Genomic DNA, 14,102 nt, shown 5'->3' on the forward strand with positions numbered 1-14,102 from the left:
CTACGAAAAAAACTGCGACTGAAAACGAAGGAGGCAGGAATATGGATGCATTGGAGAGACTCATTTCTTATATCAAAATAGACACCCAGTCTTCGGAGGAGTCGGGAACGCACCCGTCCACCGAGAAGCAGTTCGACCTTGCGCGGAAGCTCGAGGCGGATTTAAAGGAGCTCGGCGCAAAGGATGTGCGTCTCACGGACAAATGCTATGTCTATGCGCGCATTCCCTCGAATCTCACAGAGGCGGAAAATGCGGTGACACCGGCGCTCGGTCTCATCTCCCACATGGATACCTCGCCCGCGGCGAGCGACACGGATGTGAAGCCGCGCCTCATCGAGAAATATGAGGGCGGGGACATTGCGCTCGGACACGGCGAAGTGCTCTCGCCGAAGACCTTCCCGCAGCTGGAACTCGCCAAGGGGGATGCGCTCCTGGTCACGGACGGCAGCACGCTGCTCGGCGCGGACGACAAGGCCGGTGTCGCGGAGATCATGGCGCTCGTCGAATATCTGCACGAGCATCCGGAGCACCGTCACGGCGAGCTCTGCATCGGTTTCACGCCGGATGAGGAAATCGGAGAGGGCGCAAAGTTCTTCGACGTGAAGGGCTTCGGCGCGGAAGTCGCCTACACGGTGGACGGCGGTGAAATCGGCGGCATCGAGTACGAGAACTTTAATGCGGCTTCCGGCACGCTGCACATCAAGGGCGTGAATGTGCACCCGGGTTCCGCGAAGAATAAGATGGTCAGTGCCGTCATGCTCGGCATGGAGTTCCAGTCCCTCCTGCCGCCCTGCACTCCGGCGAACACCGAGGGGTTTGAGGGCTTTTTCCACCTCTGCCAGATGAAGGGCGATGAGAGTTCCGCGGAACTTCGCTACATCATCCGCGAGCACGACCGCGAGAAGTTTGAGGGCATGAAGAAGACCTTCCTCGCAGTCGCGGAGCAGCTGAATGAAAAGTACGCGCACACCGAGGCGAAGCTCACGGCAGAGGTGAAAGACAGCTACTACAACATGAAGGAGAAGGTGGAGCCCTATCCGTATTTGATCGAGACCGCGCGCGAAGCCTTCCGGAAGAACGACATCACGCCGAGCACGGTGGCCATTCGCGGCGGCACCGACGGCGCGACGCTCTCCTACATGGGACTGCCCTGCCCGAACATCTCGACCGGCGGCGAGAACTTCCACGGCATCTACGAGTACCTGAATGTCACCGACTTCTACCGCATGATTGAGGTCCTGAAGACCCTTGTCACCGAGATGATCGGAAAAAAGGCGAAATAAAATTGTAAGGAAACGAAAGATAGCTTTACAAGTTTTGGGATTGGGTGTAAGATATTACCTGTTGGTACGGTAGTACCGCTCAAATCCCGTGGGGGTGTAGCTCAGCTGGGAGAGCACCACGTTCGCAACGTGGGGGTCAAGGGTTCGAATCCCTCCATCTCCATTCAAAAGAAAAGCCGCAGGCAGAAGCCCTGCGGCTTTTCGCGTTTTCGGCGTGCGTCTCACGGGAGAGAAAGCAGTCACAGGTTTTGCAGTGAAGGAGTATTGTATGTATCAAATCAACGAGAATTATCTGAAACTTCCGGGTTCCTATCTGTTTTCGACGATTGCGAAGAAGGTCGCCGCTTTTACCGACGCGCATCAGGGCGAGCGCGTCATCCGGATGGGCATCGGCGACGTGACGAAGCCGCTTTGCCCGGCGGTCATTCAGGCACTGCACAAGGCGGTCGACGAGATGGGAGAAGCGGAGACCTTCCGCGGCTACGGGCCGGAAAACGGCTATGCCTTCCTCCGGGATAAGATGGTCGAATTCGACTATAAGGCGCGCGGTGCGGAGATTCGTTCGGATGAGATTTTTATTTCGGACGGCGCAAAGAGCGATTCCGGCAATATCCAGGAAATTTTCAGCCTCGATTCCACAGTCGCGGTCTGCGACCCGGTCTATCCCGTGTACCTCGACACGAATGTGATGGCGGGCCGGAGCGGTGACTACGACGCGGCGAAGGGCATCTATGCGGGCATCACCTACCTGCCCTGCACCGCGGAAAATGATTTCACACCGGCCTTTCCGGCGGGCAAGGCACCGGACCTCATTTACCTCTGCTCGCCGAACAACCCGACCGGTGCTGTCATGCGGAAGGAAGCGCTGCAGCGCTGGGTGGATTACGCCAACGAGAACGGCAGCGTGATTCTCTTTGACGCGGCCTATGAGGCTTATATTACCGAAGCCGATGTCCCGCACACGATTTACGAGTGCGAGGGGGCGAGAACTTGTGCGATTGAACTCCGCTCGTTCTCGAAGAAGGCGGGCTTTACGGGGCTTCGCCTCGGCGCGACGGTGGTGCCGCACGATCTTAGGAAAAAGGTGAAGCGCGCGGACGGCACGACCGAGGAAGTCGAGCTGCACGCGCTCTGGAGCAGACGCCACGGGACCAAGTTCAACGGCGCACCCTACATTGTGCAGCGCGCGGGCGAGGCCGTCTACTCCGCTGAGGGACAGCGGGAGACCGCCGAGCAGGTCGCGTACTATATGCGGAATGCGCACTACATGTACGAAACCCTGAAAAAGGCCGGCTTTTCGGTCTACGGCGGTGTGAACGCGCCCTATGTCTGGGTGAAAACGCCCGGCGATATGACGAGCTGGGAGTTTTTTGATACACTGTTGGAGAAAGCGGCGGTGGTCGGCACGCCGGGCTCCGGCTTCGGACCGCACGGCGAGCATTATTTCCGTTTCTCGGCTTTCGGCACCTACGAGGACACAGTCGAAGCGATGGCGCGCATACAGGCCTTACAGCTGTAAGCACAGACCCGAAAAGACGGAAACAGGCAGAGAGGAGCAGATAGATGGAGAGAGAAGAAAACCTGGAGCTTTTGCTCACGCATTACACGGAACTTGCCCCCCTCCGGGCAGAGCTCTACCGCGCCTTGGAAGTGCTGCGGAGCGCCTTTTCGGCGGGCGGTAAGTTGCTGGTCGGCGGAAACGGCGGGAGCGCGGCCGACAGCGAGCACATGGTCGGCGAACTCATGAAGAGCTTTGCCTTTCGCCGCAGCATTCCGACTGCGGTGCGTGAGACCCTGAGCGCGCAGGGGGAGCGCGGCGCGCGCGTCGCCGCGATGCTGGAGGGCGCGCTTCCGGCCATCGCAATCACGGGACACGATGCGCTGCAGAGTGCCTTCGGCAATGACGGCGACTGGAAGTTTGCCATGGCGCAGCAGGTCTACGGCTACGGCAGAGCGGGCGATGTGCTGCTCGCCATCAGCACCTCCGGCAATTCCGAGAATGTTCTGAATGCGGCGGAGACCGCGCGGGCGCTCGGCCTTAAGGTCATTGCCCTCACGGGTAAGACCGGCGGCGCGCTCGCAAAAATCGCGGATGTGGCGCTCATTGTGCCGCGGCAGGAAACTTACCGGATTCAGGAGCTGCATCTGCCGATTTACCACGCCCTCTGCCTCGCGCTCGAGACTGCCTTCTTTGGGGAGGACGCAAACAAATGACGCACAGCTTTGCGGTTTGTGCCTACGGGGATTCGCCCTATCTGGAGCGCTGCCTCCGCTCGCTCGCCGGACAGACTGTTTCCTCGGAGAGACTGCTCTGCACGGCGACGCCGAGTCCCTTCCTCGAGCGGCTCGCGGCACAGTACGGCTTTCGCTACTGTGTGCGGGACGGAGAACCCGGCATCGGGGCGGACTGGAACTTTGCGCTGTATCAGGCTTCCGGCGACTTTGTGACGCTCGCCCACCAGGATGATGTCTACGCAAAGCATTATGCCGAGACCCTGTACCGCACGGCGGAGGCATATCCGGATCTCACGCTCTTTACGACGGACGCGCGCATCCTCCGGGACGGCAGAATTCAGCCGCGGAGCAAGGCGGAATTCGTGAAAAAACTGCTGCGCGTTCCGCTGCGGCTCCCGCTGCTTTCGACCTGTACGGCGGGCAAGCGCCTCAGTCTTCGCTTCGGCAATCCGATTGTCTGCCCGTCCTGCGCCTATCGGCGGGATGCGCTCGGTGAGGCGCCCTTTTCGACCTCGCGCCGCTTTGTGCTCGACTGGGAGTTGCTCTGGCAGCTCGCAGCGGCGAGCGGGCGCTGGGTGGTCGCGGAGCAGAGCCTGTTACTCTATCGGATTCACAGCGGCGCGGCGACCGCGGCGCTCACGGAGAATCATGTGCGGGAGCGGGAGGAGAGAGCGATGTTCCGCAGAATGTGGCCGGAACCCGTCACGGAACTGCTGATGCGCGTTTACCGGAGTGCCTATGTGGACTACGGGGCGTAGGGCGGGGCTGCTCGCGGCAGCTGCTGCGGGACTCAGTCTGTTTGCGGCGCACGGCCTCGCCGGGGACGGCTTTTTTGCGGAGCAGTTCGCGGACCCGCGGACGGCGGCGATGCTCCTCGAGACCGTGTTTGTATACCTGCTCTTTTTCTGTGTCGATCGGATTTGCGGGAGCGGGCAGCGAAAGATAGCGCGTGTTCTCCTGCTACTCAGCTTCGCGTTCCGCCATCTGGCACTGTGCAGTGTGCTCATGGCGGGATTCTGGGTTCTTATGTTGAGTCTTGCCGGCATGGCGCTCTTATACCGCCGTGCGGAGATCGCCGCCACGGCGGAGAAGCTGTATCGCGGTTTCCTGACGGGGGCGGCGTGCTGGATTGCGCTGGTCGGCCTGCTGTCAGGCTTTCATATCGGCGGTCTTTTCACCTGGCGCGCGCTGGCGGGCGTATTTTCGCTGCTTGCGCTGCTCACCGCAGGGCGGGCACTTGCCACCGGGGGGCTTCGAAGCAGAGCGCTTCCCGGCGCGGCGGCGGATGTGCGGCGGAGCGTCGGAGAGAGCGCTGTCAGGGCGCTCACAATCACGGCTGTACTCGTGCAGCTCGGCCGCCTGAATCTCGCAGTCGACTACGATTCCCTCCGCTATGCGCTCCGCTCGCCCTTTGTGCTCGACAACGGCAGGGGCATTTTCGAGGCGCTCGGCTCGGTGAATCAGGTCTATTTTTACCCGAAGGGGCTCGAAATTCTGACCTTGCCGCTATACCTCGGGAAAAGTTACGGCCCGACACTTGCCTTTTCCTTTTGCCTCGGGCTGCTGCTCTTATTTCTTCTCTATGATTTCTGCAGAGCGGAAATCGGAGAGAAGAGCGCGCTCTACCCGGTCGCTGTCGCCGCGCTGCTGCCCGGCGTCATGAACTTAAGCGTCTCGGCGAAGACCGATCTCATCACGATTTTATTTCAGCTCTATGCCGTGCGGGAAGTGCGCCGCGCGGAACGGCGGCGCGGTACGGAGCGCCGTGTCGCTTTTTCCTTTGCCGCGAGCGCGCTGCTCTTTACCTTCATGCTGAAACCGACGGCGCCGGTCTTTTCGGGGGGCTTACTCATCGGCTTTTTCCTCTACGCGCTGTTATACGGACGGCGGAGAGGACATATCACGCTGTTTGCCGGGGGCGGACAGAAAGATAAGACACCGTGGCGGCAGCTTTTGCTCCCGCTGCTGTTTACCTTGACAGCGCTTGCGGCCGTGACGCTTCGGACGCTGCATCTGACCGGTTATCCGCTGGTCTCGGTCTTCACCGGCCTCTTTGAGACACTCGGTTTTCGCGGCAGATATCCGCTCGCCGTGCAGAGTCTCCCGGACGCCGGGGCAGAGCTCTCCGGGAAAGCGCGTCTCTTTGCGCTTCTCCTGCGCCTTCGCCTTCTGTTTCTGACGCCGGTCGGGGAAGCGGGGCTGCACATCCGGATTGCCTGGGGCACGACACTGATTCCCGTCCTGCTCCTTGCGCTCTGCGTTCGCGGGCGCAGGGAAACGCCGCAAAGGGCGGGCAGCGCGGCCTTGCCGGGCTGTCTCCTCGCGGTGCAGGGTGTTTTGCTGCTCCTCTCGCTCGAGCGCCTGCATCAGATTGACGGCAATTACTACGGCCTCTTTTATCTGCTGCTTCTGTTCACGGTCTTTCTTTTGTGGCGGGAGAAGAGCGCGCTGTTATTCCGGGCGCTTAGCCCGGCGGCCCTGCTCGCTGTCCTGATGCTCTGCCTCACCAACTGGGCGGGCGCGCGGGGCTATACGGGCTATGAGGAGCGGGCCGGCCTTTTTTATCCGCACGGGCGGCTCGCCGAAGAGACGTTGATTCTCGACGGCGGCGAGCCCATCTACCGCTATGTGAAAAATGCGCCGCGCATGCGCCTTCTGACCCTGGCGGCCGAGCCGGAGTGCTACCTGCTGCCCTGTGACGCGCAAAGTTACACCGACCTCGCGGGGAGCGGCGGCAATGTGTATCTCGTGAAGACGCTGGATCTTTTTAAGGAATTTCTGGACCGTGCGGGCATAGACGCGCTCTATACGGACGATATGTTTCTGGCGGATCACAGCCGCGCGGCCGATATCATCCGCTATCTCGAGGAAGAGGGGAGCATTGAAGTCGTGATACGGCAGGAGGGAAATGCCCTCTATCGCTACCACCGCGCGCGCTAGCGCGCCAAGACAAGGAGGAGCCATGGGAGAAAAGCAAAAGAAACAGGATATCCGCAGCGATCTCTTGCTGCTCGCCGCGCTCATCGCCTGGGCGTTCTTTGTGAACCGGCAGTTCCGGATCAGCGGGCTCTACAAGGACGATCTCTACACCTGGTCCTGCTGGGGCGAGCAGAGTTTTTGGCAATATGCCTTTCCGCAGGGCTCCACCCGCTGCCGCTTTGTCTACTGGGCGGCGTCTTGGCTGGAGTTGCAACTCATCGGCCACCACATCGACTGGATTGTCCCGTTCAACATTCTGCTGAATGCGGGGCTCGCGGGTTTCCTTTATCTCTTTGCCAAGCGCCTCTCCGGAAACCGCGCGGTTGCGTTTGCCGTGGGCTTTTTGTTTCTCGGCTCTCACTTTGCCTACTACCAGATCGGGCAGCTGCTCGGCCTCATGGAGACCATGGGCGTCTTCTTCGCGGTGTTGCAGGCCTTTTTCCTGTACCGCTACCTGAGGGGGCGGGCGGAGACAAAGAACTTTTGCCTCGCGTTGCTCGTCTATTTTCTGAACTGCTTCACGCATGAGCGCTACATGGTGCTGCTGCCCATGTTTTTCTACTGCCTACTCGTTAGACGGGACAAAAAGTGGTACCGCTATCTCGCGGTCGTCGCGGTCTTTTTGCTGATGCAGGGCATACGCCTTTTGATGATAGGGACGGTCTCGCCCGAGGGCACCGGCGGCACCAGCTTAAAGGACACCTTCACCGTGCAGGGGGCGATTACGAATTTTGTGCTCGAAGCGCTGTATTCGATTGGGGTCAATGCGGGGCCGGAGCACCTCTGCGGCCGCCCCTGGCAGGATACTTCGTTTCGTGTCAAAGTGCTGGTGCTGTTCTGGAACCTCGCGATGCTCTTTTACCTGCTGATCAGCTTCTACCAGCTCTTTTTGTCGAGAAGGTACCGGAAGCGCGGGGCGGAGGGCATGAAGCTCCTTAGGGACCTCGTCTTTTTCCTCGGTTTCTGGATCGGCTCCGCGGCTGCCTCGGCGGTCACGATACGCGTGGAGCTCCGCTGGGTCTATGTGCTCTATGCGTTTCAACTCCTACTACTCGCCTATCTCTACGGAATCCGGCGGGCTTCCTGCGAGGCGCGGAACGCGGACCCCGAGGCGAAGCGCCGCTATCAGTTTGACAATGCGGTGCCGCTTGCGCTGCTCTCGGTTGTTGCCCTGTTAAGTCTCGTGATGCAGCAGTATTACCGCCGTTTTATCCCGAAGATTTATCTCTTTCCGGATCAGGCGCGCTATAACTCCCTCGCCGATGTGACCTACGGCAGGTACGGGAGAGAGATGCTCGGCAAGGACATCGTGATTGTCGGCAACAGCTATGAGATGAGCGATTTCACGGGGCGCACCTTCTTTAAGACCTTTGATCCGGCGCACACCGGGCAGGGCACGGTGGTCCGGCATGTGGCCTCGGTCTATGACATCGGGCTCGTGCATCCGGATATGCTCGTGCTCTTTGAGGACCCCGCACACAATGCGTTTCTCGATGAGACCAAGGCGGTGCGGGAGTTGCAGTGCGCGGTCGACTACGGCTACTATGAAGACGAGTGGATGGATCAGCGCGCATCCCTCCGCATTCTGCTGCAGGAGAGCGGCGAATTGCACTTCCGTGTGACCTACCCCGGCACCCTGCGGGGCGGCGAGGAAATCACGGTCGAGAGCGGAAACAGCGTGCAGCATTTCCCGCTCACGAAAAATCGCGAGAGTTTCACGGTCGCAGGGACGCCCTTTGCGCTTAACAGCTTCCGCTTTTCGACGAACTTTCAGGTGGAGAATGCCGCCGAACAGCGCGGCGATACGCCGCTCGCGCTGCTGGTTCGCTTTGATGTCGATGCGGGAGAAGGAGAGAAGGCATGGGAAGAAAAATAACGGTTCGGCTCCTGCCGTTCTTCGGCTTTCTCTTTCTGACGGCCTATCTCCGGTCTGCGAGCGTGAATGTGGTCTACACCGACTACATCCGCCTCGTGAACAGCTATCTTGAAAATGTGTACAGCTTGTCACCCTACCTGCACGGCGATGTCCTGACCCGGATTCCGGTCAACTACTTAGAGCGCATTGTGAATGTGCGCTTCTTTCACTACAGCACGATGTTCGACATGGTGCTCGGCGCAGCCTTTCTCTCCTTGAATGCCTATCTCCTGGGGCGCTACTGCGAGAGAAAGCGGCTGCCGCTCGCGGTGACGGCGCTCCTCATGCTCCTCATGTTCTCGCTGAACAAGTGGGAGATGCTGACCAACGGCTCGGGCTGGGTGCACTTTGCGGCCTTTGCGCTCTTTTTCTGCCACTATCTGAGTCTCGAGGCACTGCTGCAAAAGACCGGAGACAGGAAGGCGGCAAGGCGCCTGCTCTGGCTGCCCTCGTTCACGATACTCTTTTTTGCGGGACCTTACTGTGCGATTTACGCGCTGACCGCCGTGCTCGCGGAACTTGTCATCGTGCTTCGCTTTCGGCGGGACTTTCGGCAGAGCGCGGCTCGCGTGCTCGCGGTGCTGCTACCCTTCGGGCTCTATCTCATCAGCCGCAGCCTTTCGGTCGAAGAGAGACACGGCGCGACGACGGACTCGATTTTCACGGTTGTGCGGGCGCATCCCCTGCTCCTGCCGCGCTTCTTTGTGCGCTCTTTTGCCTCCGAGATCATCGGGCAGGAGAGTGCGGGACAGCTGCCGGGCTTTGTCTTCACGGGACTCGGCCTTCTGGTGCTCGCGCTCTACGCCCTTGCGTTTCGGCGCGCGGCAAAACTCATAGAGAAGGAGCGGAGCCTCTTTCCGCTTTGCCTCATTGCCTCGGGCTTTCTGAACCATCTGCTGGTCACGGCCTCCCGCTGGATTTTTCTCCGGGAAAATTACGGCATGAGTTCCCGCTATGCGCTCCAGTATCAGGTCGGCATGCTGGGGCTCTTGCTGATTCTTTTCCTAGCGGCACGGGACAGCGGGAGGCAGGGCGCGCGCCGACTCGCCGCCGTTTCGTTGCTTGTCTTTTGCCTCGGCAATCTCGCCACGACAGCGCACGAAATTCACATGGCACCCTACCGGAAAGAAAACTTTCTCGCGATGCGGACGGTCGCAAAAAATTTTGAGGCCGAGAGCGATGAGACCCTCGTCAAGGTTCTTTCCTACCATGATCCTGTCCGGATACGGAAAGCACTGTCTCTGTTACAACATAAAAACTTAAATGTGTTTTATGAAAAAAAGGAGTAGAATCGCCTCATGAATAATGCCTATGGCCTGCAGGCAGTGCAGGAAGCGAACTTGAAAATTTTAAAAGAGATACACCGAATCTGTGAGAAGTACAGGATTTCCTATGCGCTGGACTCCGGTACCCTGCTCGGTGCGATTCGCCACGGCGGTTTTATTCCCTGGGACGACGATGCCGATATTGTGATGACGCGGAACCAGTGGGAGGCGTTCCGGAAGGTCGCACCGCGGGAACTCTGCGAAGGCATGCATCTTTTGCTGCCGGAGAGCTTTCAGGGCGGAAGGCGTTTCTACGACTTCACGCCGCGCATCATCTACGAGTACTCGAGACGGCGGAACCCGGATGCGGAGACTGCCTACTACGAGGAGAAGTTAAACCATCTCTGGGTGGATATCTTTATCCTGGACCGTCTGCCGGACGGACAGGCGGGCGCACATACGCTGCTCGAACAGAAGGCGCTCTACGCGCTCGCGATGGGACACCGGAGAACACTCAATTACGGGAAGTACAGCCTCGGACAGAAGAGTGCGGTATTTCTCGGCAGCAGCGCGGGAAAGCTGGTGCCGATGAAAAAGCTCTTTGCCCTCCAGGACAAAGTTGCGCGGCGGGCCAACAAAAAGCAGACAGCGGAGTGGTACTACTCGAATTACGATCCCGGCTACATCGACATCCGCCTGCCGGATGCCGTCGCGCAGGAGCGGATTCAGATTCGCTTTGAGGATTGCACGCTCTGCATTCCGAAGCATTACGACGAGGTACTCACGAAAATCTACGGGGATTATATGCAGTTGCCGCCGAAGGAAGAGCGGCGGCCGTCCCACGAGAGCACGGGGATTCAAATTTATGGCTGAGAGAACAAATATCCTGACCGTTGTGGTCTCGGTATTTAACGAGGAGGAGGCCCTGCCGCTTTGCCGGGAGCGCCTCACGGAAGTGCTGGAGAGGAGCGGCAGACCCTATGCCCTCCTCTTTGTCAATGACGGGAGCAGTGACCGGAGCGCGGAGCTTCTGGACCGCTTCGCGGCGGAGGACGCCCGCATCCGCGTCCTGCATTTCTCGCGGAATTTCGGGCACGAGGCCGCGATGATCGCGGGCATCGACTACGCGGAGGGCAATGTGATCTGCATGGACGCAGATCTCCAGCATCCGCCGCAGTGCATTCCGGAGATTGTGCGGGCGTTTAACGAGGGCTTTGATGTCATCAGCATGGTGCGTACCGCAAACCGCTCGGCGGGGCTCATCAAAAATATCACTTCCGCCGGATTTTACGGCGTTATGAATGCGCTGAGCGGCACCAGATTCGAGAAAAACGCATCGGACTTTTTCGGCATCTCGGCGCGCGCGGCGGAAGTGCTGCGGCACGACTACCGGGAGCGGGTGCGCTTTCTTCGCGGCTATGTGCAGAGTCTCGGGTTCCGGAGCACGACCCTCTCCTATGAGGCTGCGGAGCGCGCGGCGGGCCATTCCAAGTATTCGATCCGGAAACTGTTCCGGTTCTCGATGAATACGATTATGAGCTTTTCCGACCTGCCGCTCCGGCTCGGCATCTATGCGGGAATCGCCTCGGGTGCGCTCGGCGTGCTCCTGCTCCTCTATTCGATTTTCACGAAGCTACGCTTCGGCGCACCGGACGGCTACACAACCATCATCGTCGTGATCTGCTTCATGTTCAGCATGCTGTTTCTGATTCTCGGCATCATGGGACAGTACATCGGCGTTCTGTTTCAGGAAGTGAAGGGGCGCCCGATTTACATTGTCGCGGCAGAGCGCGGCGCGCGGGCGGCGGAGCACGGTGTTTTGACAGACAAAAAAACAGAAGCGTAACAAGAAGAGGAGAATTCCCAGTAAAATACTGGGAATTCTCCTTGCAAGTTTTTCGGAATATGCTATAGTGATGATAACAAGAATGATTCCTGTATTACAGGAACCCAACGAAAGGAGTCCCACTATGTTTGAGCAGGTAAAGCTGGATTACGCATTCGCGGCACTGGAGCCGTATATCGACGCCCTGACCATGGAGACCCACTACTCCAAGCATCACGCGACCTACACCAAGAACTTCAATGCGGCGGTCGAGGCTGCCGGCATTGCGGGCAAGTCCGCAGAGCAGATTCTCTCTTCCCTCGATGAGGTGAAGGACGAGGCGAGCCGCAAGGCACTCCGGAATAACGGCGGCGGCTACTATAACCACAATCTCTACTTTGAGATTATGAGCCCGGAGAAGCACAGCGCGCCGGAAGGCAAGCTCGCGGCGGCCATTGAGAAGCAGTTCGGCTCCGTCGAGGCGCTGAAGGAAAAGCTCACGGCGCTGGCGGTCGGGCAGTTCGGTTCCGGCTGGGCATGGCTCTCGGCCAACAAGGACGGAGAGCTTCAGGTTTCTGCGAGCGCAAACCAGGATAACCCTCTCATGGAGAGCAAGGGCTTTGTCCCGATTCTCGGCATCGATGTCTGGGAGCACGCTTACTACTTAAAGTATAAGAACCTGCGCCCGGACTACGTAAAGGCATTCTTCGAGGTGCTCGACTGGAAGAAGGTCGCGGAGAAGTACGAGGCGGTACTCGCATAAGAGAGCGGTGACAAAAACGGCATCAAAACACGAAAGCAAAAAAGGCGTCGCAGAAGACTGCGGCGCCTTTTTGCAGACTTCGCTGAGGCTGAAAAGCGGCGAAGCGGCGGGAGTATACAGCGCGGAAACGCCGCGAGAGAATCGACAAGAGCCTCGCGGATTTTCAATCGCCCGGAACCGGTTATCGTGGATTTGCGGCCCGCTTCGCCCGAAGGTTCCGCGCAGTAGCAAAACCACCCCCCGCAGCGTAGTCGGGGTGGTTTTTTGTTCGGACCTTTCGGTTCGGTTCAGTGCTCTTTCGCATTTCCTTCTTGCTCCTGCTCCTTTAGGTAGTCCGAGGCATCCCGGAAGAAGGAGGCGAGGATCAGTATCATGATAAAGCCGATCGGGAAAGCCGCGATGATTGAGACAGTCTGCAGGTTCGCCATGGAGCTCTCCGAGAAGAGAAGCGCAATGGGCAGCAGAATTAAGAGGATGGACCAGAAGAGCTTGAGTCTCCGGTCGGGCTCCTCGTCGCTCGACATCTCGCGGTAGGAGTAGGCGCTCGCGACCACGGCAATCGAGTCAAAGGAGGTCGCGTAGAAGGCAATCATGGCGAGCACGAGGAGAATCAGTACGAAGCGGTAGCCCGGCAGAGTGCGGAGTATCGTGAGTATGGTCTCATAGAGATTGCCGCTCTCTGCATACATGCCGAGCAGGTCGATTTTTCCGAACATCTGCAGACCGAGGCCGTAGTTGCCGAGCACAATGAAGGAGACCCAGGTGCCGAGGAGCCCCGCCGCATAGCCCCCGAGTATCACCTCGCGTATGGTTCTGCCGCGGCTGATGCTGCCGATGAAGAACGGCGTCGCGACACACCAGACCATCCAGTAGGCCCAGTAGAAGATGGTTGTGTTCTGGGCAAAGCCGGTCTTTCGAAGCGGGTCCGTGTAGGTGCAGAGCGAGATAAAGTTCTGTGCGACATTGCCGATCGAGGAGAGACCGGTCTCCAGAATGTAGCGCGGCATGCCGCCGAGGAAAAGCACATAAAGGAGAAGTGCAAAGAAAAGCCAGGTGCAGGAGGCTGCCATGATCGAGATGCCGTGGATGCCGAAGTAGGCGCAGACGGTGTAGACCACGCAGATGAAGAGCAGAATCGCGATGGTCAGCGCCGTGCTGTCCTTGACCGAGAAAATTGCGGAGATTGCGCCGGAGAGCAAGGGCGCGGAGACCGCAAAGGTGGTCGCGGTACCGGCAATCAGCGCGAAGACTGCAATCAGGTCAATGAGCCGCCCCGGGATGCCGTCGGTGTGCTGCTTTAAGAGCGCACGGCAGGCCTCCGAGTATTTCTGCTTGTTGCGCTTCCGAACATGAATCATGAAGGCAAAGGCGACCGAGAGCGCGAGGTAAAAGCCCCACGGAACGGGTCCCCAGTGGAATAAGGAGAAGCTGCCGGCCCAGTCCTGTGGGTCGCCGAGCGAGCGCACATGCACATCGGTCGCGTAGGTCATCCACTCGCAGAGCGAGTAGAAGAGAATATCCGCCGCGAGTCCCGCCGTGAACATCATGCTGCCCCACTGGAAGAAGGAGTACTGCGGGCGGTCGCCGCCGAGGCGGATAGGGCCGAAGCGGGAAAAGGCGAGGTAGAGGGTCAGCAGAAAGATGCCGAGCCCGATAAGCAGATAGTACCAGCCGAACTCCTCGCCGAGAAAGCTTCTAATGGCATTCAGGGCGGCGCCGGAAGCCTCCGGTGCGGTGAAAAAGGTCAGGCAGAGTGCCAGAATCAGCAGAAAGGGCAGTAGCGTAATCATCCAGTCGATGCGCTGTGAGAGCTTCTTGTTCATTTTCGTCTTTAACA

11 protein-coding genes and 1 tRNA gene are annotated in these 14,102 nt (G+C 59.1%); 11 read left to right on the forward strand and 1 reads right to left on the reverse strand.

Going from position 1 to position 14,102, the window contains the following annotated elements; genetic code table 11:
- The first annotated feature begins 41 nt into the window (after positions 1–41).
- From pepT to HMPREF9623_RS06065, 11 genes are all read left to right on the forward strand, one after another.
- The gene (gene pepT / locus HMPREF9623_RS06015; protein WP_009533003.1) at positions 42–1,283 is read left to right on the forward strand and encodes a peptidase T; all 1,242 of its coding nucleotides are present in this window, start codon (positions 42–44) and stop codon (positions 1,281–1,283) included.
- A gap of 90 nt (positions 1,284–1,373) precedes the next feature.
- Positions 1,374–1,446 (forward strand) — tRNA-Ala (locus HMPREF9623_RS06020).
- Positions 1,447–1,551: 105 nt separating this feature from the next.
- The gene (locus HMPREF9623_RS06025) at positions 1,552–2,802 is read left to right on the forward strand and encodes an LL-diaminopimelate aminotransferase (RefSeq protein WP_009533004.1); all 1,251 of its coding nucleotides are present in this window, start codon (positions 1,552–1,554) and stop codon (positions 2,800–2,802) included.
- A 44-nt stretch (positions 2,803–2,846) separates the two neighbouring features.
- Entirely contained in the window at positions 2,847–3,497 is a 651-nt protein-coding gene (locus HMPREF9623_RS06030) for a D-sedoheptulose-7-phosphate isomerase (protein ID WP_009533005.1), read from the forward strand.
- Positions 3,494–4,276, forward strand: a complete 783-nt coding sequence (locus tag HMPREF9623_RS06035; RefSeq protein WP_009533006.1) for a glycosyltransferase — start codon at positions 3,494–3,496, stop codon at positions 4,274–4,276. Before HMPREF9623_RS06030 ends, HMPREF9623_RS06035 begins: the two co-directional genes overlap by 4 nt.
- Complete coding sequence (locus HMPREF9623_RS06040; protein WP_009533007.1) at positions 4,257–6,458, forward strand: hypothetical protein; 2,202 nt, start codon at positions 4,257–4,259, stop codon at positions 6,456–6,458. The genes HMPREF9623_RS06035 and HMPREF9623_RS06040 overlap by 20 nt, the downstream gene beginning before the upstream one ends.
- A gap of 22 nt (positions 6,459–6,480) precedes the next feature.
- Positions 6,481–8,373: a hypothetical protein gene (locus tag HMPREF9623_RS06045; RefSeq protein WP_009533008.1), complete on the forward strand. Its 1,893-nt coding sequence runs from the start codon at positions 6,481–6,483 to the stop codon at positions 8,371–8,373.
- Complete coding sequence (locus HMPREF9623_RS06050) at positions 8,358–9,701, forward strand: glycosyltransferase family protein (protein ID WP_009533009.1); 1,344 nt, start codon at positions 8,358–8,360, stop codon at positions 9,699–9,701. Before HMPREF9623_RS06045 ends, HMPREF9623_RS06050 begins: the two co-directional genes overlap by 16 nt.
- A gap of 9 nt (positions 9,702–9,710) precedes the next feature.
- On the forward strand, positions 9,711–10,550 hold the full coding sequence (locus HMPREF9623_RS06055) for a LicD family protein (RefSeq protein ID WP_009533010.1): 840 nt from the start codon (positions 9,711–9,713) through the stop codon (positions 10,548–10,550).
- On the forward strand, positions 10,543–11,523 hold the full coding sequence (locus HMPREF9623_RS06060; RefSeq protein WP_009533011.1) for a glycosyltransferase family 2 protein: 981 nt from the start codon (positions 10,543–10,545) through the stop codon (positions 11,521–11,523). Before HMPREF9623_RS06055 ends, HMPREF9623_RS06060 begins: the two co-directional genes overlap by 8 nt.
- Positions 11,524–11,647: 124 nt before the next feature.
- Positions 11,648–12,265: a superoxide dismutase gene (locus HMPREF9623_RS06065; protein ID WP_009533012.1), complete on the forward strand. Its 618-nt coding sequence runs from the start codon at positions 11,648–11,650 to the stop codon at positions 12,263–12,265.
- A gap of 287 nt (positions 12,266–12,552) precedes the next feature.
- Here the strand turns inward: HMPREF9623_RS06065 and HMPREF9623_RS06070 are convergent, their stop codons facing one another.
- The gene (locus HMPREF9623_RS06070) at positions 12,553–14,088 is read right to left on the reverse strand and encodes a BCCT family transporter (protein ID WP_009533013.1); all 1,536 of its coding nucleotides are present in this window, start codon (positions 14,086–14,088) and stop codon (positions 12,553–12,555) included.
- Between the last annotated feature and the right edge of the window lie 14 nt (positions 14,089–14,102).

The sequence above is a fragment of the Stomatobaculum longum genome (genome assembly GCA_000242235.1).
Lineage (GTDB): Bacteria > Bacillota > Clostridia > Lachnospirales > Lachnospiraceae > Moryella > Moryella longum.